Annotated in this window: 22 protein-coding genes; 14 read left to right on the top strand and 8 right to left on the bottom strand. The window is 71.3% G+C overall.

The genetic code is table 11. The features are described from left to right. Positions 1 to 220 precede the first annotated feature (220 nt). The 5 genes from ACIBEJ_RS37730 to ACIBEJ_RS37710 all read left to right on the top strand — a co-directional run bounded on the left by ACIBEJ_RS37730 (position 221) and on the right by ACIBEJ_RS37710 (position 6,151). Entirely contained in the window at positions 221 to 1,270 is a 1,050-nt protein-coding gene (locus ACIBEJ_RS37730) for a diaminopropionate ammonia-lyase (RefSeq protein WP_397187725.1), read from the top strand. Positions 1,271 to 1,641: 371 nt separating this feature from the next. Then, positions 1,642 to 2,745, top strand: coding sequence for an acyltransferase family protein (locus ACIBEJ_RS37725; RefSeq protein ID WP_397187724.1), 1,104 nt, complete (start codon positions 1,642 to 1,644; stop codon positions 2,743 to 2,745). An 86-nt stretch (positions 2,746 to 2,831) separates the two neighbouring features. Further along, a complete protein-coding gene (gene dop / locus ACIBEJ_RS37720) occupies positions 2,832 to 4,346 on the top strand; it encodes a depupylase/deamidase Dop (RefSeq protein WP_397187723.1) in 1,515 nt (504 codons plus the stop codon). Between the two features lie 479 nt (positions 4,347 to 4,825). After that, a complete protein-coding gene (locus tag ACIBEJ_RS37715) occupies positions 4,826 to 5,035 on the top strand; it encodes a ubiquitin-like protein Pup (RefSeq protein WP_397187722.1) in 210 nt (69 codons plus the stop codon). Positions 5,036 to 5,563: 528 nt separating this feature from the next. After that, positions 5,564 to 6,151: a gamma carbonic anhydrase family protein gene (locus tag ACIBEJ_RS37710; RefSeq protein WP_397187721.1), complete on the top strand. Its 588-nt coding sequence runs from the start codon at positions 5,564 to 5,566 to the stop codon at positions 6,149 to 6,151. Between the two features lie 168 nt (positions 6,152 to 6,319). Here ACIBEJ_RS37710 and ACIBEJ_RS37705 read toward each other — a convergent pair whose 3' ends face one another. Continuing rightward, positions 6,320 to 7,072 (bottom strand): TetR/AcrR family transcriptional regulator, encoded by a 753-nt coding sequence (locus tag ACIBEJ_RS37705; protein WP_397187720.1) that lies wholly within the window; start codon positions 7,070 to 7,072, stop codon positions 6,320 to 6,322. A 59-nt stretch (positions 7,073 to 7,131) separates the two neighbouring features. On the opposite strand from ACIBEJ_RS37705, the gene ACIBEJ_RS37700 reads away from it, so the two are divergent. From ACIBEJ_RS37700 to ACIBEJ_RS37690, 3 genes are read left to right on the top strand one after another with little or no spacing between them, the layout of a single operon-like run. Next, positions 7,132 to 7,893 carry an ABC transporter ATP-binding protein gene (locus ACIBEJ_RS37700; RefSeq protein WP_397187719.1) on the top strand — a complete coding sequence of 254 codons (762 nt, stop codon included), beginning with the start codon at positions 7,132 to 7,134 and terminating at the stop codon, positions 7,891 to 7,893. Beyond that, entirely contained in the window at positions 7,890 to 8,699 is an 810-nt protein-coding gene (locus ACIBEJ_RS37695; protein ID WP_397187718.1) for an ABC transporter permease, read from the top strand. Before ACIBEJ_RS37700 ends, ACIBEJ_RS37695 begins: the two co-directional genes overlap by 4 nt. After that, the gene (locus ACIBEJ_RS37690; RefSeq protein WP_397187717.1) at positions 8,696 to 10,948 is read left to right on the top strand and encodes an ATP-binding cassette domain-containing protein; all 2,253 of its coding nucleotides are present in this window, start codon (positions 8,696 to 8,698) and stop codon (positions 10,946 to 10,948) included. Before ACIBEJ_RS37695 ends, ACIBEJ_RS37690 begins: the two co-directional genes overlap by 4 nt. Here the strand turns inward: ACIBEJ_RS37690 and ACIBEJ_RS37685 are convergent. From ACIBEJ_RS37685 to ACIBEJ_RS37675, 3 genes are all read right to left on the bottom strand, one after another. Then, positions 10,938 to 11,990 carry a DNA polymerase IV gene (locus ACIBEJ_RS37685; protein WP_397187716.1) on the bottom strand — a complete coding sequence of 351 codons (1,053 nt, stop codon included), beginning with the start codon at positions 11,988 to 11,990 and terminating at the stop codon, positions 10,938 to 10,940. The genes ACIBEJ_RS37690 and ACIBEJ_RS37685 overlap by 11 nt on opposite strands. Before the next feature lie 33 nt (positions 11,991 to 12,023). Beyond that, positions 12,024 to 12,446, bottom strand: a complete 423-nt coding sequence (locus ACIBEJ_RS37680) for a luciferase family protein (RefSeq protein ID WP_397187715.1) — start codon at positions 12,444 to 12,446, stop codon at positions 12,024 to 12,026. Between the two features lie 64 nt (positions 12,447 to 12,510). Further along, positions 12,511 to 12,945: a MarR family winged helix-turn-helix transcriptional regulator gene (locus ACIBEJ_RS37675; RefSeq protein ID WP_397187714.1), complete on the bottom strand. Its 435-nt coding sequence runs from the start codon at positions 12,943 to 12,945 to the stop codon at positions 12,511 to 12,513. Between the two features lie 86 nt (positions 12,946 to 13,031). Here ACIBEJ_RS37675 and ACIBEJ_RS37670 point away from each other — a divergent pair, with 86 nt between their 5' ends. After that, on the top strand, positions 13,032 to 13,919 hold the full coding sequence (locus ACIBEJ_RS37670; RefSeq protein ID WP_397187713.1) for an alpha/beta fold hydrolase: 888 nt from the start codon (positions 13,032 to 13,034) through the stop codon (positions 13,917 to 13,919). Here the strand turns inward: ACIBEJ_RS37670 and ACIBEJ_RS37665 are convergent. Genes ACIBEJ_RS37665 through ACIBEJ_RS37650 form a run of 4 tightly spaced genes read right to left on the bottom strand, consistent with a single transcriptional unit; the run spans position 13,892 to position 18,007 of the window. Beyond that, positions 13,892 to 14,935, bottom strand: a complete 1,044-nt coding sequence (locus tag ACIBEJ_RS37665) for an ABC transporter ATP-binding protein (protein WP_397187712.1) — start codon at positions 14,933 to 14,935, stop codon at positions 13,892 to 13,894. The two genes, ACIBEJ_RS37670 and ACIBEJ_RS37665, sit on opposite strands and share 28 nt — an antisense overlap. Beyond that, positions 14,932 to 15,750, bottom strand: a complete 819-nt coding sequence (locus ACIBEJ_RS37660; RefSeq protein ID WP_397187711.1) for a carbohydrate ABC transporter permease — start codon at positions 15,748 to 15,750, stop codon at positions 14,932 to 14,934. The genes ACIBEJ_RS37665 and ACIBEJ_RS37660 overlap by 4 nt, the downstream gene beginning before the upstream one ends. Then, positions 15,747 to 16,658 carry a carbohydrate ABC transporter permease gene (locus ACIBEJ_RS37655; RefSeq protein ID WP_397187710.1) on the bottom strand — a complete coding sequence of 304 codons (912 nt, stop codon included), beginning with the start codon at positions 16,656 to 16,658 and terminating at the stop codon, positions 15,747 to 15,749. Before ACIBEJ_RS37655 ends, ACIBEJ_RS37660 begins: the two co-directional genes overlap by 4 nt. Beyond that, entirely contained in the window at positions 16,655 to 18,007 is a 1,353-nt protein-coding gene (locus tag ACIBEJ_RS37650; protein ID WP_397187709.1) for an extracellular solute-binding protein, read from the bottom strand. The genes ACIBEJ_RS37655 and ACIBEJ_RS37650 overlap by 4 nt, the downstream gene beginning before the upstream one ends. Positions 18,008 to 18,197: 190 nt before the next feature. Here ACIBEJ_RS37650 and prcB point away from each other — a divergent pair, with 190 nt between their 5' ends. The 5 genes from prcB to ACIBEJ_RS37625 all read left to right on the top strand — a co-directional run bounded on the left by prcB (position 18,198) and on the right by ACIBEJ_RS37625 (position 22,633). Further along, the gene (gene prcB / locus ACIBEJ_RS37645) at positions 18,198 to 19,028 is read left to right on the top strand and encodes a proteasome subunit beta (protein WP_397187903.1); all 831 of its coding nucleotides are present in this window, start codon (positions 18,198 to 18,200) and stop codon (positions 19,026 to 19,028) included. A 22-nt stretch (positions 19,029 to 19,050) separates the two neighbouring features. After that, on the top strand, positions 19,051 to 19,830 hold the full coding sequence (prcA, locus tag ACIBEJ_RS37640; protein WP_397187902.1) for a proteasome subunit alpha: 780 nt from the start codon (positions 19,051 to 19,053) through the stop codon (positions 19,828 to 19,830). 129 nt (positions 19,831 to 19,959) lie between these two features. Beyond that, positions 19,960 to 20,517, top strand: a complete 558-nt coding sequence (locus tag ACIBEJ_RS37635) for a hypothetical protein (protein ID WP_397187708.1) — start codon at positions 19,960 to 19,962, stop codon at positions 20,515 to 20,517. A 75-nt stretch (positions 20,518 to 20,592) separates the two neighbouring features. Next, positions 20,593 to 20,871 carry a hypothetical protein gene (locus ACIBEJ_RS37630; RefSeq protein WP_397187707.1) on the top strand — a complete coding sequence of 93 codons (279 nt, stop codon included), beginning with the start codon at positions 20,593 to 20,595 and terminating at the stop codon, positions 20,869 to 20,871. A gap of 154 nt (positions 20,872 to 21,025) precedes the next feature. Beyond that, positions 21,026 to 22,633, top strand: coding sequence for an ABC-F family ATP-binding cassette domain-containing protein (locus tag ACIBEJ_RS37625; RefSeq protein WP_397187706.1), 1,608 nt, complete (start codon positions 21,026 to 21,028; stop codon positions 22,631 to 22,633). The last annotated feature ends 17 nt before the right edge of the window (positions 22,634 to 22,650 follow it).

The following is a 22,650-nucleotide window of genomic DNA, read 5'->3' as shown; positions in this document are numbered from 1 at the left end:
CCGGGCTGCTTGGGCCACGGGCTGCTTGGGCCACGGGCTGCTTGGGCCACGGGCTGCTTGGGCCACGGGCTGCTTGGGCCACGGGCTGCTTGGGCCACGGGCTGCTTGGGCCGCGGATTGCTTGGACGGCCGAGCTTGGCGCTACCGCGTGGTTGGTAGGTGGGGGAGGGTGGAGCGTGTGGTGTGTTGGGGGGCGGGGTGGGTGTCTAGCATGGCCGCCATGCTTAATCGTGGCCGCTCGCCGTACACCAGCATCGACCGGGACCTGATCGGCGTCGCCCACGCCCGGCGGGCCCGTGACCACTTCGGCACCCTGTCCACACCGCTTACCGGGCTTCCGCGGATGGCCGTGGCGCAGCGGGTTGGGCGGGTGCTGGTCAAGGATGAGAGCGGGCGCATGGGGCTGGGGAGCTTCAAGGCGCTCGGTGGCGGGTACGCGGTGGCCAGGGTGGTCGGGGAGGAGGCCGGGCCTGATGCGGGGGAGGGGCGGCTGCGGGAGGTGGCGGCGCGGGTGCCGTTCGTGTGTGCCAGTGCGGGCAATCACGGGATCTCCGTCGCGGCCGGGGCTCGGGCGCTTGGTGGCTCCTGTGTCGTCTATCTGAGCCATGGGGTGCCTGAGGAGTTCGCGGAGCGGCTGCGAGACCTCGGCGCGCAGGTACGGCGTAGCGGCGCCGACTACGACCAGAGCATGGCCGACGCCCTCCAGGCAGCCACCGGCAACGGCTGGCGGCTCATCTCCGACAGCTCCTGGCCCGGCTATACCCGGGTGCCCCTGGACGTCATGCGTGGGTACACCGCTCTATTCGACGAGGTGCACGAGGCTGGTGTGGCGCCCACGCATGTGTTCGTGCAGGCGGGGGTGGGCGGGCTGGCCGCGGCGGCGGCCGCCTATGTGCGCGACCGGTGGGGCGAGGAGCCGGTGGTGGTCGTGGTGGAGCCTGAGGGTGCGCCGTGTCTGCTGGAGAGCGTCCAGGCGGGTGAGCCGCGCCGGGTCAAGGGCTCACCGACCAACCTGGGTCGCCTGGACTGCCTGGAGCCCTCGCTCCTGGCGTTCCAGCTCCTGGAGCACCTGGCCGACGCCTTCATCACCGTCACGGACGCTCAGGCCGCTCTGGCCGCCGCCTCCATGGCCGAGGAGGGCGTGAACGTCTCGCCATGTGGAGCCACGGGATTGGCGGGGTTGCTGGGCCTGGATGACGAGACGAGGACTCGGCTCGGGCTGGGCGCCGACTCCACGGTCCTGGTGATCGGAACGGAAGGGCCGGTCTGACGGGCGCGGGGTCGGGCTGAGGGGCGCGAAGTCGGGCTGAGGGCATCCGTGGGGACCGGTCTGAGGGTGTCCGCGGGGTCGGAACGAAGGTGTCCGTGTGGGCAGGCCGGGGTGTCCGGGCGGGTGGTCAACTGGGCGGTCGTAACGGCGGCCGGCCAGGCGCGGCCTGCCTGCCGTCTTCCTGGAATGTCCTCAGCCCCGTGCGGCGGGTGGCGGTGGGGTGGCGGGAGCCGTAACAGAAGAGAGAGCCGTAACAGAAGAAAAGAGGCGCGGTGTAACGGGGCGGGCGTTGGGGGCGAAGGATATGGGGGCGAAAGAAACACATGGGACAGATGGGAACCAAGTGACGCACGAGGCGCGTCAAAGCGCACGTGCATCGTCGGGCGCCGGAGCGGCTTGCTGAACTGGATCTGCTGCGGTTCGTCGCGGCGCTGGCCGTAGTGGCCTTCCACTACCTGGTGGCCTTCAGGTCCGTGTGGGGTGAGCAGCCGGCCGAGCTGTTCCCCGCCGTCGCCCCGCTGGCCGGGCTGGGGATTCTGGGCGTCGAGCTGTTCTTCATGATCAGCGGGTTCGTGATCCTCATGAGCGCCTGGGGCAGGGGGCTGGGGGCGTTCGCGCGGTCCAGGTTCGTGCGGCTCTATCCGGCCTACTGGCTGAGCCTCGCCGTCGCCTTCGGCCTGTACGGCGTGCTCGCCCTCAAGGGCCCCGACCCCAAGCTGACCGGCGGCGAGTACGCGCTGAACGCCACCATGTTCCAGCGCCTGTTCAAGGGCACCGACGCGGTCGGCGTCTACTGGTCCCTGTGGGCCGAGCTGCGCTTCTACCTGATCATGGCCGTCATGATCCTCATCGGCATCACCGCCAACAGGATCCTGATCCTCGGCGGCGTCTGGCTGGCCGCCGCCACCGGCGCCCTGTTCCTGGACAACCAGGTCGTCAACGAGATCGTCATGCCCGCCTACGCCCCCTACTTCGTCGCGGGCATGTCCCTCTACCTCATCCACCGCCGCGGCTCGGCCTGGCTGCCCTGGCTCTACGTCGTCGCCGGATGGGCGCTGGCCCTCAACGCCGCGCTCGAACGCGTCGAACGGCGGGTCAAGGCCGCCGGATCGGCGGCCATGCCGGTGACCGACCTCGGCGTCATCCTCACCGTCACCGCGATCTTCGTGGTCATGGCCCTGGTCGCCATCGGGCTCCTGCGGATGCGCCCGAACCGCCTCCTGACCGCGCTGGGCGGTACCACCTACCCGCTGTACCTGTTCCACTCGGCCGCGGCCGTCGTCCTCATCCCCCTGCTCGCGGGCGGTCTGCCGCCCTGGCTGAACGCCCTCGTGACCACTCTCGTCGCGATCTTGGTCTCCTATCTGGTGTACGCGTGCGTCGAACGTCCGGTCCAGCGACTTCTCAGACCACGCAAGACATCCCGAACCTCAGCAACGCCCTCCACACAGGTCGAAAAGGCGTCGGTGCCATAACTCTGTGGCCTTGGGGCACTGTGAAGGGCATAGGCTCGGGCATATAAACGGCGGATAGCGATTTGGCCGGACGACGAGAGGTGCGCATGACGGTGCGTCGGGTGATGGGCATCGAGACCGAGTACGGCATTTCCGTACCAGGTCAGCCAGGCGCCAACGCGATGGTGACCTCATCGCAGGTCGTGAACGCCTACCTGGCCGCCTCCGCGGCCCGGGCGCGACGCGCCAGATGGGACTTCGAGGAGGAGAACCCGCTGCGCGACGCGCGCGGCTTCGACCTGGCCAGGGAGGTGGCCGATCCCAGTCAGCTCACCGACGAGGACCTCGGTCTGGCCAACGTCATCCTCACCAACGGCGCCCGGCTCTACGTCGACCACGCCCACCCGGAGTACTCCACCCCCGAGTGCACCAACCCCCGCGCCGCGGTGATCTGGGACAAGGCCGGAGAACGCGTCATGTACGACGCGGCCACCCGAGCCTCCGCGATCCCCACGAACGCCCCGATCCAGCTTTACAAGAACAACACCGACGCCAAGGGCGCCAGCTACGGCTGCCACGAGAACTACCTGATGCGCCGGGCCACGCCGTTCGCCGACATCGTGCGTCATCTGACGCCGTTCTTCGTCTCGCGGCAGGTCGTGACCGGGGCGGGCAAGGTCGGCATCGGCCAGGACTCGCGCGGCGAGGGCTTCCAGATCTCCCAGCGCGCCGACTTCTTCGAGGTCGAGGTGGGGCTGGAGACGACCCTCAAGCGCCCCATCATCAACACGCGCGACGAGCCGCACGCCGACCCGGAGAAGTACCGCCGCCTGCACGTGATCATCGGCGACGCCAACATGTCGGAAATTTCGACATATCTGAAGCTGGGGTCCACGGCGCTCGTCCTCGCCATGATCGAGGACGGCTTCCTCACCCGCGACCTCGCCGTCGACAACCCCGTCCAGGCGCTGCGCGCGGTCTCCCACGATCCCACCTGCCGCTACGAGATCGCCATGCGCGACGGCCGCAAGCTGACGGCCATCCAGTTGCAGATGGAGTACCTGGAGCAGGCCAGGAAGTACGTCGAGGAGCGCGGCACCGCCCAGGACGAGATGAACAAGGACATCCTCGACCGCTGGGAGTCCGTCCTCACCCGCCTGGCCGACGACCCGATGCAGCTCTCGCGCGAACTCGACTGGGTCGCCAAGCTCGAACTCCTGGAGGGCTACCGCACCCGCGACGGCCTGGCCTGGTCCCACCCGCGCCTGCAGCTCGTCGACCTGCAGTACTCCGACATCCGCCCCGACCGCGGCCTGTACAACCGGCTGGTCGCCAGGGGCCGCATGCAGCGCCTGGTGACCGAGGAAGACGTCCAGCGCGCCGTCGAGAACCCGCCCAACGACACCCGCGCGTACTTCCGCGGCCGCTGCCTGCGCCAGTACAGCGAGTCGGTGGCGGCGGCGTCGTGGGACTCGGTCATCTTCGACATCCCGGGCCGCGAGAGCCTGCAGCGCGTCCCCACCCTGGAACCGTTGCGCGGCACCAAGGCCCACGTCGGCGAGCTCTTCGACCGCTGCCGCACCGCCGCCGACCTGGTCGCCGCCCTCACCGGCGGCGACTAGCCCCGCGTCAGGTTGCGGATCTCTCCTCCCATCCGTTACGGCAAGCCGCCCCCACCGCCACCCGCCGTACGGGGCTGAGGACATTCCAGGAAGACGGCAGGCAGGCCGCGCGCGGCCGGCCGCCGTCACGCCCGCCCCGCCGGCACGCGGACGGGCGCCCCACCCCCCACCCGTGGTCGGCCCTTGGCTGCTCCCCCCGAGCGGCCCGTAGTTCCGTTCCCCCGATCGGTCCGTAGCTTCTTTCAGCCGGTCGGCCCGCGGCTCTGGGCGGCCGGTGCGGCGGTTTTCACCACTACCGGAGTGCCGGCATCCCCTGTGCTGGCCGGGAGGGCTGACCCGTCGCGCCGGGCTCGTGTTTACGTAGGGTGGAGCAGAGGTTCCGGGTCGGGCGAAGATCGCGGGGTGCTGGACGCGAAATGTCGCTCGGTTCGGGGAAGATATGGCTTAGAGGCAGTCCCCCAACCGGAGGTAGGTAGGACATGGCGACGAAGGACACCGGCGGCCAGAAGCAGGCCGGGCGGCGCGAGAACGAGGTCGAGGAGACCGAGGCTTCCGCGTCCGCCGACGTCCAGGAGCGGCAGGAGAAGCTCACGGACGATGTCGATGCGATCCTGGACGAGATCGACGAAGTCCTCGAAGAGAATGCAGAGGAATTTGTGCGCTCCTATGTCCAAAAGGGCGGCCAGTAGGGGCAAACAGCTAGTAAAGGGTGGAAACGCCCTCGCGAGGTGATCGATGCCCGGGACTGTGATGTGCCTGCCGGGTCATGGGAGTCACCGCGCGAGGGAGGGGGCCTTGCGCGAGGCCGCCGACGCCGCCGGCCGAGATCGCGGCACGGGCGCGCGTGAGGTCCGTGGAGATCGGGGAGGAGCACGTTCGGGACAGGTCCACCGGGGATGGGCTGACCACGGCATGACCCAAAGACGACTTCGAGCGCGCGCCCGCCTGCCCAGGCGGACGCCGCGCCAACCGTCAGCCCGTCCCTGAGAGCGCCCCGCCGCACGACCGAAGCCCAGCCGCTCCACCGGAGCCCAGCCGCACGACCGAAGCCCAGCCGCACCACCGGAGCCCAGCCGCTCCACCGGACACCGACTGCTCCACCGGAAACCGGCTGGTCTGGCGGGCGAGGTCCCCGCTGTGGGTGTCTTTCCGGCGGGTTTCGGACCTTGCGGTCGGCCGAGGTGAGGCCATGAAGTCTGCTGGACATGATGAGACCTATGCGTATTCGTCATCGTGGGTTCGAGCCGGTCGTCGATGAGTCCGCCTACGTCGCGCCGAACGCGACCCTGGTCGGCCAGGTGCGGGTGGGGCCGCGGGCTCGGGTGATGTACGGGGCGGTGCTGGACGCGGAGGACGCGGCGATCGAGGTGGGGGAGTGCTCGATCATCTGCGAGAACGCGGTGCTGCGCGGCGGGGTGAGCCTCGGTGACCATGTGTTCGTCGGGCCCCAGGCGACGTTGCTGGGCTGCCGGGTGGAGCGGTGCGCGTACCTGGCGACCGGGGTGACCCTCCTCCAGGAGGCGGAGATCGGCGCGGGCGCGGTGGTGGCGATCGGGGCGGCGGTGCACGCGCGGGCGCGGCTGGGCCGGGAGGAGTTCCTAGCACCGCACATGGTCCAGGTGGGCGAGCGCGCGTACGCACCGGGCGACCCCGGGCTGCCGGAGGCCATCAGTCAGGTGGGTTTCGCCCAGGTGGCGTTCGGGGTGGACGCCGAGTGGACGGACCGCATCGCCCGCTACGAACGGATCGCCGAGGTGCGCTCCGCCCAGTTCGCCACCCACGCCGACGACGAAATCCTCCCCTGACCACCCCACCACCAGCGCCCACGCCTCCGCGCTCGCGTCTCCTGCTCAAAACCCTCACGCTCCCGCCGCCACCCTTCACTCCGCGCCGTCGCGCTCCGGCGGCGCACGGGGCCGAAGGCGCGGCGGCCGTTCGGAGGTGGCCCAGGCGCGGTACGCCGGTGACCGGGGTCAGGTGATGCGGAGGGCCAGGCCGTCCAGCAGCATGGTGAGGCCCAGGCGGAACGCTCCCTCGGGGTCGGTGGCCATGCCGGTGGTCTCGCCGACCGTGGTCGAGACACGTTGTGCCACCGGATAGGACACCCCGGCCATCGCCAAGGCCAAGGCCGGGCCCACGTTCTCCCACCACTGCACATCCGTCAGCGCGCTCTCCTGCCACACCCGCCGCATCGAGATCACCCCCCGCGCCGCGCTGGACACCAGACCCAGCACCGCCGTGAGCGTCTGGTCCATCTCGATGTCGCCCAGCCTGAGGCCGTCCAGCGCGGCCAGTTCGGCCTCGTACTTGCCCGACACCCCCGGCCCCGGCACGGGACGCCCCGGGGCGACGTCCACGGTCCACGGGTGGGCCATGTGGTGGTCCCAGTTGGCCTGGGCGACGCGTTCGATCCTGGCCCGCCAGGCCGCCGCCTCGGCGGGGAGCGGGCCGGTGGCGTAGACCTCGGCGGCCACGGCGTCCAGCATCAGCTCGATGAGCTCGGCCCGGCCGGCGACGTGCGGGTACAGGGCCATGGGGCTCACCCCGAGGTCACCGGCGACCCGGCGGATGGTGAGCGCGTCGAGGCCCTCGGCGTCGGCGACCGCGATGGCCGCGCCGGTGACGCGTCTGGGGGTGAGCCCGGATCTGCTGACCGCCTCGGTGGGCTTCCACAGCAGGCCGATCAGCTTGATCGGGTCGCCGGGCCGTTCCGCTCTCTTCGCCATTCTCCGCTCCCATCGATTTACGATGTATTATACATTGTCCAAAACGATGGGAGGGCACCATGACACCGATCTTCGCCAGAGGGGTGCGCAAGCACTTCCCGGGCAACGAACGTCCCGCCCTCGACGGGGTCGACCTCACCGTCCGGGCGGGCCGCGTCTGCGCCCTGCTCGGCGGCAACGGGGCGGGCAAGACCACGATGATCCGCATCCTGACCACGCTGACCAGGGCGGACGAGGGCACCGTCCAGGTCGCGGGCTGGGACGTGCGGGCCGAGGGCACGCGGGTGCGGGCCTCGATCGGGCTCGTCGGCCAGTACGCCGCGCTCGACGAGGTGCTGAGCGCCCGCGAGAACCTCGAGCTGTTCGGCCGGCTGGCCGGGCTCGGCCGCCGCCACGCCCGCGACCGGGCGGGCGAGCTTCTGGGTACGGCGGGCCTGGGCGAGGTGGGCAGGCGCCCGGTGGGCTCGTTCTCCGGCGGCATGCGCAGGCGGCTCGACCTGGCGACCTCGCTGATCACCACCCCGGCGGTGCTGTTCATCGACGAGCCCACCACCGGCCTGGACCCGCAGGCGCGGCGCGAGCTGTGGTCCTCGGTCAGGGAGCTGGCCGCCGCGGGCACGACGGTGCTGCTGACCACTCAATACCTGGAGGAGGCCGACGCGCTGGCCGACGACGTGGTGATCCTGCGCGAAGGCCGGGTGATCGCCGAGGGCACGCCCGGCGACCTGAAGAAGCTCGTCGGCGAGCCCCGCATGGAGCTGCGCGAGCCAACGCTCGAAGACGTCTACCTGCATCTGCACCAGGGAGTGGCGGCCTCATGACCACGACGATTTCGACGGCGCCCGCGCGCACCCACGTCTGGCGGGAGGCGGTGATCCTGGCCGGCCGTACTCTGCGGCACTGGCGGGCGAGGCCGGTCGGCTTCGCGGTTCAGGTGTTCTTCCCGGTGCTCGTCATCCTGCTGATGGGCGGGCTGCTCGGCGGCGCGATCGCGGGCAGCGCCGGGCAGTACATCCTGTTCGTGATCCCGGGCGTGCTGGCGTTCACGATGCTGTCCGGCATCGAGACCACGATGATCGCGGTCACCACCGACGCGACCAGGACCGTCACCGACCGCTTCCGGTCGCTGCCGATCTCGCCCGGGGCGGTGCTGCTCGGCCGGGTGCTGGCGGACATGCTGACCTCGGCCGTGGAACTCGTGGTGATCACGCTGGCGGGGCTGGCCCTGGGCTGGCGGTGGGAGAACGGCATCGCGCCCGCGCTGGCGGCGTACGGACTGCTGCTGTGGTTGCGGTTCGGGCTGCTGTGGGTCGGCGTGTGGGCGGGGCTGCGGGCCGGCTCGCCCGAGGCGGTCGGGGCGGTGCAACTGCTGTCGTGGCCGATCGGGTTCCTGTCGACGGTGTTCGTGCAGCCGTCCACGATGCCGCCGTGGCTGGGTGCGATCGCCGAGCACAACCCGTTGGCGGCCACGGCCAGCGCCGTGCGCGAACTGTTCACCGGCGTCCACCTCCAGGGCCTGACCTGGGCGGCCGACCACGCGCTGCTGGTCGCGCTGGCGGCGCCGCTGGTGCTGGCCGCGGTGTTCTGCCCGCTGGCGGTCCGCGCGTTCCAGGGGCTGAGCCGATGAGCGAGATGATCCGGGTGCGCGGCGCGCGGGAGAACACGCTCAAGAACGTCGCCGTCGACATCCCCAAGCGCAAGCTGACCGTCGTCACCGGGGTGTCGGGGTCGGGCAAGTCCTCGCTGGTGTTCGACACGCTCGCGGCGGAGTCGGGGCGCCAGCTCAACGAGACGTTCTCGGCCTTCGCGCAGGGCCGGCTGCCCAGTTACGGCCAGCCGGACGTGGACCACCTGGAGAACCTCTCCGCGGTGATCATCGTGGACCAGAAGCGGCTCGGCGGCGGCCCGCGCTCGACCGTAGGCACCGCGACCGACATCGGGGCACGGCTGCGGCTGTTGTTCTCCAGGCTCGGCGAGCCGCCCGCGGGCTACTCCAACGCCTACAGCTTCAACGACCCCGCCGGGATGTGCCCGCGCTGCCAGGGGCTCGGGGTGGCGGCCACGGTCCTCGAGTCGGAACTCGTGGACGAGGACCTGTCGCTGGCGGAGGGGGCCATCACGTTCCCGGCGTTCGCGCCCGGCCAGTGGATGTGGAAGGCGTACGCGCGCTCGGGTTTCTTCGACGTCGACAAGAAGATCCGCGACTACACCGCGGAGGAACGCGAGATCCTTCTCCACACGCCCCCGGGGACGCTGAAGCCCCCGGCGGGCATGGACGCCGTCGGCACCGCCTACGAGGGCGTGATGTCCAGGTTCAGCCGCATCTACCTGCAGAAGGAGCCGGAGTCGCTCAAGGGCGCGCAGCGGGCCGCGTTCGAGCGGATCGTGGCCAGGCGGCCCTGTCCCGAGTGCGCGGGGTCCCGGCTGGCCGCGCCCGCGCGGGCCAGCCTGGTCGGCGGGCGCTCGATCGCCGACTGCAACGCGATGCAGATCGACGACCTGCTGGCCCTGCTGGGAGAGTTCGACCGGCCCGAGGTGGCGCCGCTGGTGGCCGTGCTGCGGGAGCACCTGAGCCGGATGGTCACGCTCGGGCTGGGCTACCTGAGCCTCGGCCGCGCCACCTCGACGCTGTCGGGCGGCGAGTCGCAGCGCGTCAAGATGGTGCGCCACCTGGGCAGCGCCCTGAACGACATGCTGTACGTCTTCGACGAGCCGACCGTCGGCCTGCACCCGCGCGACGTGGACACGCTCGCCACGATGCTGCTGGCCCTGCGCGACCGGGGCAACACGGTGATCGTCGTCGAGCACGCCCCCGAGATCATGGCGATCGCCGACCACTGCGTCGACATGGGCCCCGGCGCCGGCGGCGCGGGCGGGCGCGTGGTGTTCGAGGGCACGTACGCCCGACTGCGCGAGGCCGGGACGCCGACCGGCGCGGGCCTGCGCGCGGACCGGGCCAAGCACGGCGAACCCCGCCCGGTCACCGACTGGATGGTCATCGAGCACGCGGCCACGAACAACCTGCGCGACATCACCGTCCGCGTCCCCCGCGACGTGCTGACGGTCGTCACCGGCGTGGCCGGCTCCGGCAAGAGCAGCCTCATCCTCGGCCACCTGCCCGCCGCCGCCCCCGACGCCGTCGTGATCGACCAGCGGCCGATCCGCGGCTCGCGGCGCTCCAGCCCGGCCACGTTCACCGGCCTGCTCGACTCCATCCGCCAGATCTACGCCCGCGCCACCGGCCGCCCGCCGGGCCTGTTCACCCCCAACTCGACCGGCGGCTGCTCCGACTGCGAGGGCACCGGCCTCATCTACACCGACCTGGCGTTCATGGAGGGCGTCACCACGCGCTGCGAGACCTGCCGGGGCCGCCGCTTCACCCCGGAGGCGCAGCGGCACACGGTCGGCGGCCGCTCGATCGCCGACGTCTTCGAGATGAGCGTCACCCAGGCCGGGGAGCACTTCCCCCAGAAGCAGGTACGCGACACCCTCACCCGCCTGGCCGACGTCGGCCTCGGCTACCTCACCCTGGGCCAGCCCCTCACCTCGTTGTCAGGCGGCGAACGCCAGCGGCTCAAGCTGGCCGCCGAACTGGCGGCGCCGGGCCGTACCCTGATCCTGGACGAGCCGACCACGGGCCTGCACCTCGCCGACATCGACCACCTCGTCGCGCTGTTGAACCGCATGGTGGACGACGGCTCGACCGTGGTCGTCATCGAGCACAACCTCGACGTGGTACGCGCCGCCGACTGGATCATCGACCTGGGACCCGAGGCGGGACACGACGGCGGCCAGGTCGTCTTCACCGGCACCCCGCAGGCCATGATCGACTCGGCCGACACCCACACCGCCCGTCACCTGCGCCTCAGCGGCTGACGTACTCCACGCCGACGCCCAGCAGCCGCACCGGACGGTCCAGGACGAAGCGGTCGAGGGCGGCCAGGGCGGCGGCCTCGATGGGCGCCGGGTCCGTGGTGGCGGCGGCGAGCTTGGTCTGCCGGGTCTGGGTGACGAACGGGGCGAAGCGCACCTTGACCGTGACCCGCATGACCGTCCTGCCCTCCTCGGCCGCCTCGGCGGCCAGGCGGCGGGCGAAGGCGGCGACGTGCTCGCGGACGTCGGCCGGATCGGTGAGGTTCGTCGTGAACGTGCTCTCGTGGCTGTGGCCGCGCGGCACCCACGGGGTGTCGCTCACGCTCGTCTCGCCCTTGCCGAGCGCGAGGTAGCGCAGCCAGGGGCCGTTGGTCGGGCCGAAGCGCCCGGCCAGCCCGGCGGGGTCGGCGGCGGCCAGGTCGGCGACGGTGTGCAGGCCGAGGTCGGCGAGCTTCTTGGCGGTCTTGGCGCCGATGCCCCACAGCGCCGTGGTGGGCCGCCCGCCCATGACCTCCTCCCACTCCTCGGTGGTGAGCCGGGAGACCCCTTCCGGCTTGCGGAACTGGGCGGCCAGCTTCGCCTGGTGCTTGTTGTCGCCGATGCCGATGGAGCAGGTCAGGCCGGTCCCCTCGGTGACGGCCCGCTGGAGGGAGCGGGCCAGGGCGAACGGGTCGCCGGTGTGAGCGCCGATGAACGCCTCGTCCAGCCCCCACACCTCCAGCGTGATCGGGAACCCGCGCAGGATCTCCATGACCTGGGCGGAGGCGGCCTCGTAGGCCGGCATGTCGCTGGGCAGGAACACGCCGTCCGGGCACCTGCGCAGGGCCGTGCGCATGGGCATCCCGGAGTGGACGCCGTGCTCGCGGGCGGCGTAGGAGGCGGTGGCCACGACCGTGCGCGGGACGGTCGGATCGCCGTTGCCGCCGACGATGACCGGCCGGTCCTTCAGCTCGGGATGGCGCAGGATCTCGACCGACGCCATGAAGGAGTCGAGGTCGAGGTGCAGGATCCAGTCCCTGACGGCCACCAGCCCAGTATCCCGCACCACCTTACGGTGGCGCGGGCAGGGCGGCGGAGGTCAGGCCGGGACGGTCCGGGCCGGCAGGCGGATCGGCTCGTCGCCGCGCAGGACGGCCGAGCACGGGGTGACCGCCTGGCGGCACTCGCCGCGGTCGCAGGCCTTGATGGCCACGCTGAGAAGGGTGAGCAGAAGGTCGGTGTCGTGTTCGGTGTCGAGGCGGATGCCGATCCAGTCCTCGCTGCGCCCGAAGACGATCCGCTCGGTCCCGGCCAGGGCCGGGTACATGCGGCAGATCGCCGGGCGGGTGAGGCGGAGTTCGGCGTCGTCGTCGGCGTGCAGGTGCAGGATCTGGCAGGTGCCGGCGGCCACGCCGACGCCGCATGTGCAGTAGGGGGCTGTCGCCTGGAGGCCGGGCCACTCGCGCAGGAGCGTCAGCACCCGGCCGGCCTGGGAACCCAGGGCGATGCCGCTTGCTCGCATGTGCTTATCGTCGTCCCGCGGGCACGCCGAGCAAAGGTGGATGCCGCCAGGGTGTTCCCAATCGTTATGGAGCGAGGCTCCGGGCGACCGCGGTGAAGGCGGCCAACTGGCCGGGGGAGAGGGCTCCGGTGAAGTGGCGGCGTACCGCGTCGAGGTGGGCAGGGGCCGCGCGGTCGTGCGCGCGGCGGCCCTCCTCGGTCAGGACGACGTCCTCGCCGCGGCCGTCGAGCTCGCACTTCTCGCGGGCGACGAGCCCGCGCCGCTCCATGCGGCCGAGCTGGCGCGACAGGCGGCTGTGCGCCCAGTGCAGGTGCTCGGTGAGGCCGCGCACGCGGATGCAGTGCTCGCCGTCCGACAGCGCGCTCAGCGCCGCCAGCACGTCGTAGTCGGCCATCGACAGGCCGCTCGCGCGCTCGAGGTCGCGGGCGATCTCGGCGTCGACGTGCAGGCGCAGGCGGCGGTAGGACTCCCACGCCGCGATCGCGGCTGCGTCGCTCATCTCGGTCACCCCCACAGTCTAGTGACATGTAACGGATCTTGGGCTAGCCTTTCGTTACACGTAACGAACTTGCGGGAGGAAATGCCATGGAACGGAAGCTGGCCGTCAACGGGATCGAGCTGAACGTCGAGACGAGCGGCGCCCACGGCGACCCGGCGATCCTGTTGCTCCACGGCGCCGGGCAGTCGCTGGTGGCCTGGGAGGACGACTTCGTCGCCGCGCTCGTCGCGGGCGGGCGGCAGGTGGTGCGCTTCGACAGCCGCGACGCCGGCCGTTCGACGAGCTACCCGGCGGGCGAGCCCGGCTACGGCCTGAACGACCTCGTGGCTGACGCCGCCGCGCTCATCGAGGCGCTCGGCCTGGAGCGGGCCCACCTCGTGGCCATGTCGCAGGGCTCCGCGGTCGCGCAGTTGCTGGCGCTCGGCCACCCCGGCCGCGTCGCCTCGCTCACCCTCACCGGCGCCACCCCGGGCGGCCCCGGCCACGAGTACGCCGACCTGCCGCCGATGGCGGAGAAGATCCTGGCCCTGTTCGCCGAGGAGCAGCGGGAGCCCGACTGGTCCGACCGCGAGGCGGTGCTCGGCTACCTGGTCGAGGGCGAGCGCCCCTACGCCGGGGCCGTCTTCGACGAGGCGGCGCAGCGGGTGATGGCCGGGCGCGTCGTGGACCGCACCCCGAACCTGGCCGCCCAGCTCACCAACCCGTTCCTCATCGACGCGGGCACGCCCTGGCGCGGGCGGCTCGGCGAGATCGCCACGCCGGTGCTGGTCTTCCAGGGCGGCGACGACCCGCTGTTCCCGCCGGGACACGGGCAGGCGCTGGCCGAGGCGATCTCGGGGGCGCGCGTGAGGGTGCTGGAGGGCGTCGGGCACGAGATCTTCCCCCGCCGCACCTGGGACGAGGTCGTCCCGGCGATCCTGGAGCACACGGCCAGGAGCGCTCGGGCTCAGGCCAGCAGCGCGCCGTCGCGGTAGACGAGCGACCGATCCGGTACGGCCCAGCGCCGCGCCCCCAGCGCCGGCTCGCTGCCCTCGGGCACCACCGCCTGGACGAGATGGTCACCGGACTCGAGCGTGACCAGCACGCCGGTGCCCAGGTTCTCCAGCACGGCCACGGTGCCGGGAATGCCGTCCTGGCGCTCGGTCTCCGACAGGCGCATGTATTCGGGCCGCACGCCGTAGACGATCTCGTCGCCCTCGCCGAGACCGGCGGGAGCGGCGCGGACGGCGCCCGCGACGCGCAGCGCGCCGCCGGTGTTGGTGCCGGGCAGCAGGTTCATGGGGGTGGAGCCGATGAAGGAGGCCACGAACGTGGTGGACGGGCGCTGGAAGACCTCGGCGGGGGTGCCGATCTGGACCATGCGACCGGCCGACATGACGGCGATGCGGTCGGCCAGCGCCAGCGCCTCGGCCTGGTCGTGGGTGACGAACACCGTGGTCACGGCCAGTTCGCGCTGCAGCCGCTTGAGGAATGTGCGCGCCTCCAGGCGAAGGCGCGCGTCGAGGTTCGACAGCGGCTCGTCGAACAGGAACGCGGCCGGATGGCAGGCGATCGCGCGGGCCAGGGCCACCCGCTGCTGCTGGCCGCCGGACAACTGCGAGGGACGGCGGTGCAGCAGGTCGGCCAGCGACAGGCGGCGGGCCACCTCGGCGGCCTTGCGCACACGTTCGGCGCGGGGGACCTTCCTGATGCGCAGCGGGTAGGCGATGTTGTCGGTGACGTCCATGTGGGGGAAGATCGCGTAGTCCTGGAAGACCATGGCGACGTCGCGGCGGCCCGGGGGCAGGCGGGTGACGTCCGCCGCGTTGATCCGGATGTTTCCTGACGTGGGGGTCTCCAGGCCGGCGATCGTGCGCAGGAGCGTCGTCTTGCCGCAGCCCGACGGGCCGAGCAGCGCGAAGAACTCGCCGTCGGCGACCGTCAGGTCGATCCCGTCCAGGGCGCGCACGCCGCCGGGGAACACCTTGGTCAGGGCGTGCAGCGAGATCACCGCTTGATACCTCCGTGGAAGCGGAAGCCGTACCGCTGGGAGACGAACAGGTACATGGCCACGACCGGCAGCGAGTAGAGCAGCGAGAACGTCGAGATGAGGTCGAGCTTGGGCGCGCCGCCCTCGGTGTAGAGGGTGTAGAGGATCACCGAGCCCGGCGACTTCGCCGGGTCGCGCAGCAGGATGAACTGGAACAGGAACCCGCCCCACACGCTGGCCAGCGCCCACACGCCGATGGTGGCCAGGCCGGGGCGGACCAGCGGGACGGTGATGTGCCGCAGGATCTGCAGCGGCGAGGCGCCGAAGACCCTCGCGGACTCCTCGTACGAGGTGGGCGTCTCGTCCATGAAGTCCTTGAGAATGAAGATCGCCGCGGGCAGCAGGCCGCCGGAGACGACCAGGATGACGCCCAGATGGGTGTCGATCAGGTTGAGCCGGGTGGCCAGCTCGAAGATCGGGACCATCGCCGCGGTGCCCGTGACCACGGACGACAGCAGGAGCAGCAGGTAGAGGAGCACGTCCCGGCCCGGCACGGGCACCCGCGACAGCGCGTACGCCGCCAGCGCGGCCAGCACGACGACCAGCACCGCGGCACCCCCGCCCTGGATCAGCGAGTTGCCGATGGAGCCCAGCGCGTAGGGGTTGTCGAGAATGGCGGCGAAGTTGGCCAGCGTGAACTCCGGCACCGACGTGGTGATCGTGGGCGAGGCGTCGAACGGCGCCGCCGCCAGCCACAGCATCGGCAGCGCGAACAACGCCAGCACGACCGCGATGAACACCGTCGAGACGAGCCTGCCGACCGTGTGCCTGATCATGCCGGCGGACCTCCCGCCGCGGCCGTGGCCGCCTGCCGCCGCCTGCCGCGCAGCAGCCGCAGGTACGCCAGCGCGAAGACGAGGTTGATCAGCAGGATGAGGAAGGAGACCGCGGCCCCCACACCGAGCTCGCCGCCACGCAGCGCGATGTTGTAGACGTAGACCGGCAGGATCTCCGAGCGGCCCTCGGGCCCGCCGCCGGTCAGCACGAACGGCGTGAAGTCGTTGAACGTCCACAGGCTGATCAGCAGCAGGTTCGTCAGCACGTGCCGGCGGATGAGCGGGAAGACCACGTCGCGCAGCTGCTGGAAGACGTTGGCGCCGGCCAGCCGGGCGGTCTCCAGGTGCGAGGGCGGCACGTTCTCCAGCGCCGCCGAGTACAGCATCATCGAGAACGCCGTCCCCCGCCAGGTGTTGAAGACGATGATCGACAGCAGCGGATGGTCCAGCAGCCACGCGAACTCCGGCGTGCCCAGCAGCGCGTTCAGCGTGCCGTCGGTGCGGTCGAGCAGCGCGAACCACAGGAACCCCACCACGGTCGAGGGCAGGATCCAGGACAGCAGCACCACGCCCTCGACCACCCGGCGCAGCGCCCCGCGGCGGGCGCGCAGCACCCACGCCAGCGCGAAGCCGAGCCCGGCCTGCCCGATGACGGCCGAGCCGCCCACGTAGGCCACGGTCAGCCACAGCGAGGTCAGGAAGCGCGGGTCGCCGAGCGCGTAGGCGTAGTTGTCCAGACCGACCACTCGCGGATCGGCCGCCTGGAGCCCGGTCAGCCGGTAGTCCGTCAGCCCCAGGTAGATCGTCCAGAGCGCGGGAAAGACGAGGAAGACCGCGATGAGCACCAGCGCGGGCAGCACGAACGCGGTGGCCCTGGCCCGCCCGAGCCCGGCGGCATCGCTCGTCATCCCGCGATGTTGGCCGCGCCGCCGACCAGCCGCTCCAGCTTCCCCTGGTACGCGCCGGCCGCCTCGTCCGGCGATGAGCCCGACACCACCGCGGCCGTGGCCTCCTGCAGCGCGATCGACACCTGCGGATAGACCGCCAGCGGCGGCCGGTAGGCGGTGATCGGCAGGACCTCCTCGGCGATGTAGCGCAGCATCGGGTCGGCCGTCAGCACCTCGTCGTTGACGTCGTCACGCGCGCTGATGCGCACCTGCCCGGCCAGTTGCGACTTCGTGGCCGCCGCCGAGTGCATGAACGCCAGCAGCTCCCAGGCCAGCTTGGGGTTCTTGGAGAAGGGGTTGAGCACCCGCACCGCGCCGCCGGACATCGACACGAAGTCCTGGCCGCGGATGCCGCCGCCCGGCTGCCTGGCCGGGATCTTGGCGTAGCCGACGACCGCGTCGCGATCGGCCATGGGCGCCACGCCCGCCTTCGGCTCGATGACCGAACGCCAGAAGTAGTCGCTCTCCGCCAGGATCGCGATCCTGCCCTCGGCGAACTGGGCGAAGGACTTGTCACGCCCCTTGGCCTCCTGCTGCAGCTTGGGGTCGCCCAGGCCCTTGGAGTAGATCTGCTGGTAGAAGCCGAGCACGTCCTTCATCGCCTGGGAGGCGCCGGTCCACTTGCCGGTGGTGTAGATCTCCGAGCCCGCGCCGGTCAGCAGCGGCAGCGCGCCCTGCATCGTCGTGGCCTCGCCCATCGCGGTGCCCGCGTTGATCTGGATCGGCGCCGGCACCCCCGCCGCCTTCAGTCTGGTCCCGGCGTCGATGATCTCCTGCCAGCTCTTCGGCTGCCACGGCTCCGGCAGCCCGGCCTTCTTGAACAGCGTCCTGTTGTAGAACAGCACCCGGCCGTCGGTGCCCTGCGGGAGCGCGTACCTCTTGCCGTCGAAGATCCCGAGCCCCTGTACGGCCTGCGGGATCTGTGACCAGCCCTCCCAGCCGTCCACCGTGGACCCGCCCACCTCCGCCAGCGGCTTGATGTAGCCGGCCTGCGCGAACTCGCCCACCCAGATGCCGTCCACGTCGATCACGTCGGCGCCGGTCCTCGACTTGAGGTCCAGGGCGATCTTCGTCTTGTACTGCTCGTCCTCGACGCCGCTCGGCTGGAAGAGCACCTTGACGTTCTGATGGGACCGCTCGAACTCGGGGATCACCCAGTTCTTGATCCAGTCGGCGCTCTCGGAGTTCTTGCCGCCGGAGATCGAGTTGGCGGCGATCGTGAGGGTCACGCTCCCGGGCGCGGACGGCTGTCCTGTGCCGCACGCGGCGAGGGCCAGGAGGAGGGCGGCGCCGATGAGCACAGGTCGCATGTCGGCCTCCAGTTGAGGACGTGCAGACATACCGACAATCGCACGACCCGTCTCGGGCGTAAAGAAACGATCTGGTGAACGGTTCGCCCTGAGCTGATCGTGGGAAGTGCATGGGGCAACGCAACATGAGTAGGGTCTGGCTAGAGGTAGTGACGATTGGGGAAGGAGTCGCGTGGCATCGCACAGGGATATGCCCGCCGGCTTGGTTGATCGATTTTTCCGGAACTCGGGGAGTTCGTCGTTCACCGAGTTCGTCAGCTCGCACGCGCCGGAGTTGCTCCCGGTACGCGGCGAGGTCCTGGCCACCCCGATCGGCGACCAGGTTCCGCACGCCACGACGATCGTGGCGGCCACGTTCGCGGGCGGCGTGGTCATGGCCGGTGACCGGAGGGCCACCTCAGGCAACATGATCTCGCAGCGCGACGTGCAGAAGGTGTTCCGCACCGACGACTACTCCGTCATGGGCATCGCCGGCACCGCCAGCACCGGCATCGAGATGGCCAGGCTCTACCGGGTGGAGCTGGAGCACTACGAGAAGATGGAAGGCCGCACGCTCTCCGTCAACGGCAAGGCCAACCGCCTGGCCACGATGATCCGCGGCAATCTCGGCATGGCGATGCAGGGTCTGGTGGTGGTGCCGCTGTTCGCCGCCTACGACCCCGACAAGGACGAGGGGCGCATCTTCAGCTACGACGTGGCGGGCGGGCCGTACGAGAGGGAGCGTTTCGACGCGATCGGCTCCGGCTCCATCTTCGCCCGGGGGTCGCTGAAGAAGCTCTACCGCGACGGCGCGAGCGCCGACGACACCGTGATGACGCTCATCCAGGCGCTCTACGACGCGGCCGACGACGACTCGGCGACCGGCGGCCCCGACGTGACCAGGAAGATCTGGCCGATGGTGGCGGTGATCGACACCAACGGGTTCCGCCAGCTCACCGACGAGGAGGTCTCCGGATACGTCGAGCGGATGCTCGAAGCCCGGTTGATCTCGCCTGACGGCCCCATCGCCCCGCTGCGCTAGAAAGGAAACACCTGCGGTGTCCATGCCTTTTGGATATGCCTCCCCTGAGCAGATCATGCGGGACAAGGCGGACTACGCGCGCAAGGGCATCGCGCGAGGTCGCTCGGTCGTCGTGCTGCAGTACGAGGACGGCATCCTGTTCGTCGCGCCCAACCCGTCGCGGGCGCTGCACAAGATCAGCGAGATCTACGACAGGATCGGCTTCGCCGCGGTCGGGCGCTACAACGAGTTCGAAGAACTGCGGCTGGGCGGCATCCGCTACGCCGACATCAACGGCTACACCTACGACCGCTCCGACGTGACCGGCCGCGGACTGGCCAACCTCTACGCCTCCAACCTCGGCCGCATCTTCACCGAGTCGATCAAGTCGCTGGAGGTCGAGGTCGTGGTGGCCGAGGTCGGCGACACCTCCGACGGCGACGCCATCTACCGGCTCACCTTCGACGGCTCGGTCTTCGACGAGCACGGCTTCACCGTGATGGGCGGCCAGGCCGAGGCGGTCTCCGGCCGCCTCAAGGAGCGCTACCGCGAGGCGATGCCGCTGGCCGACGCGCTGGAGGTCGCCCTGGTGGCGCTGACCGAGCCCGGCGGGGAGCGGCCGCCGGTGGCGCAGCTCGAGGTGGCGGTGCTGGACCGCAACCGGGAGAACCGCAAGTTCCTGCGGCTGACGGGGGCACGCCTGGAGCGCGTCCTCCCGGCCGCACCGGCGACGCCCCCCGCCGCGACCGAGCCCGACGACGCCCCGACCGGCCCGCCGACGGGCCCGGACGGCGACGTCGACGACGGCTCCTCGCCGTTGTAGCGGTCATCAGGCAGAGCAGCAGGGGGCGCCACCCGACCACGGCGCCCCCTTTTTCGCGCCTCCGGGGGTGTGACGTGTGTCACGTGGCGCAGCGCGAACCCGGGTGGCGGATCCGGGATCGTAGATCGTGTGAAGACTTCGACCCGATACCTGCTGGCCGGTGGCGCCGCTGCCGCCATGGCCCTGTCCTTCGTCAGCACCGCCCACGCCGGCGCCCAGGTCACCATCACGGTGCCCGCCACGGCCGGGGCGATTCCCAAGTTCAAGGCGCCCAAGATCTTCGGGACCACCTTCCAGGCCGACCCCGGCCACGACTTCACCAAGGGCGTCCACTCCCGCCGCGACGGCATCCTGCGCGGCTGGATCACCCACGTCAGCGGCGACAAGGCCGAGTACGAGCCGATCAAGTGGAAGAAGGGCACCCATACCGAGGGCCACTTCGTGGGACCGCCGGAGGGTGACGTGATGGCCTACGCCTCGCCGATCGCGAAGAACGTGACGTACCTGTCGGCGTTCGGCTGCAAGGCGTCCATGCAGAACATGACCGTGAACCGCAGGACCGGCCTCGGCAACAAGAGCTGCTCGCGGCCGGTGCTGGTCAAGCGGGCCAAGCAGTACGAGCGTCCCGCGCTGATCACCGTCTACAAGGGGAAGATCGTCCGGGTGCAGGAGATTTACACCCCGTAGCCCCGAGTCGGGTCTTACGTTGGGTCTTGCGGCGGTAGGTGGTCAGGGGAAGTGGATCACCGATGGGGGCCGCAGATGCGTGGGATCGCCGCCGCTTTGACCGGGTTCACCGTGGCGTTCGGGGTGGCCGCGGGCCCGGCTTCGGCCGACGACGGCCGGTACGTCCGGCCGACGGCCGTGCGGACCCAGCCCGGCCAGGGGGAGGTCGGGCTGCAGCGGGGGGCTCCGGGAGGGGCGCTGCTGTGGGCGGGGGTGGGGGCGCTGGCGCTCGGGGGAGCCGCCGCGGTGCGCCGCCGTACCCGCCGCAGGGCCGTACCGGAAATTGAGCGGCGCGCACGCCGACGCATCCGATAGCCTGTTCACATGCACTATTACTACTTCCTCTAAGAGGGACGGCGCCAAGCCCCCGACTACGCCCGACGCGGCCCCATGAGCGGCCCCGGGCGCGGCGAGGCGTATCCGCCGTCCGTTTCTTTTCACGGGGCGATGCCCCGTTCTTGGAGGAAGTGTGTCCACCCTTTCCGTGCGCGCCCGCGCCCATCTGAGCGCTACCGATCTTCGCGTCACGCGCGGCGGCAGGCAGGTCCTCGTCGGGGTCGACCTCACGGTCTCGCCAGGTGAACGCCTGGGCGTGGTCGGTGAGAACGGCCGTGGCAAGACCACGTTGCTGCAGGTCCTGGCCGGTGTTCTGGCGCCGGACGCGGGCGAGGTCAGCAGGACCGGCTCCATCGGCGTGGCCGACCAGGAGATGCCCGTCGGCGACGACCGCACCGTCGGCGACCTGATCGACGTCGAACTCGCCGAGGTACGCCGGGTGCTGGCCGCGTTCGAGGAGTCCACGGCCGCGCTGGCCGAGGGACGTCCCGGGGCCGAGCAGGAGTACGAGCGCGCGCTGGCCGACGCCGAGTCGATCGGCGCGTGGGAGGCCGACCGGCGCGTGGACGTCTCGCTGGCCGCGCTCGGTGCGGTCGACGACCGGAGCAGGCCGCTGGCCGGGCTGTCGGTCGGGCAGCGCTACCGGATCCGCCTGGCCTGCCTGCTCGGCGCCGGGCACGACCTGCTGCTGCTCGACGAGCCGACCAACCACCTCGACGCTGCGGGCCTGGACTACCTGACCGCCCGGCTGCGCGAGCACCCGGGCGGCGTCGTGCTGGTCAGCCACGACCGCGCGCTGCTCGGCGACGTCGTCACCACCGTGCTCGACCTCGACCCGACCCGCGACGGCCGCCCCCGCACCTACGGCGGCGGCTACGAGGGCTACCGCGAGGGACACCGGGCCGAGCGCGAGCGCTGGGAGTCCGACTACCGCGACCAGCAAAGCGAACGCCGGCGCCTGTCCGACGACCTGTCGGCCGCGCAGAACCGGCTGAGCACCGGCTGGCGCCCGGACAAGGGCACCGGCAAGCACACGCGCGCCACCCGGGCGCCCGCGCTGGTGCGCGCGGTGCACCGTCGGCAGGAGGCGCTGGAGGCGCAGGTGCTGGACGTGCCGAAGCCGCCGATGCGCTTCCAGGCGCCGCCGCTGTCCGCCCCGCCCGGGGTGACGCTGCTGCGCGCCGACGGGGTGGAGGTGGCCGGGCGGCTGCGCGCTCCGGTGTCGGTGCACCTGCGCGCGGGCGAGCGCCTCGTGGTGACCGGTCCGAACGGCGCGGGCAAGTCGACGCTGCTGGCCGTACTCGCTCAGCGGCTCGAACCCGACGCGGGCAGCGTGCAGCGCGGCGGGCGGGTCGGGCTGCTGTCGCAGGAGTCGCCCGAGCCGTCGCGGCGGCCGGCCTACGAGGTGTTCGAGGCGGCGATGGCGCGGCTGGTCAGCACCGGGGTGCTGGCGGAGGGGGAGCGGGTGGGGCTGTCAAGCCTCGGGCTGCTGCCGGCGCAGGCCGCGCACCTGCCGGTCGCGCAGTTGTCGATCGGCCAGCAGCGGCGGCTGGACCTGGCGATGCTGCTGGCCTCGCGGCCGCAGGTGCTGCTGCTGGACGAGCCGACCAACCACCTGTCGATGGCGCTGGTGGAGGAGCTCACGCAGGCGCTGCGGGCGACGGCCGCGGCCGTGGTCCTCGCCACCCACGACCGCCAGCTCCTCCGCGACGCCGCCGACTGGCCGGCCCTTTCCCTCTGACCCGCCTTTCCTACCCC

This window comes from Nonomuraea sp. NPDC050790 (genome assembly GCF_044456745.1).
Classification (GTDB): domain Bacteria; phylum Actinomycetota; class Actinomycetes; order Streptosporangiales; family Streptosporangiaceae; genus Nonomuraea.
Note: the sequence above shows the minus strand (reverse complement) of the source record. Positions and strands in the feature narration are given on the sequence as shown.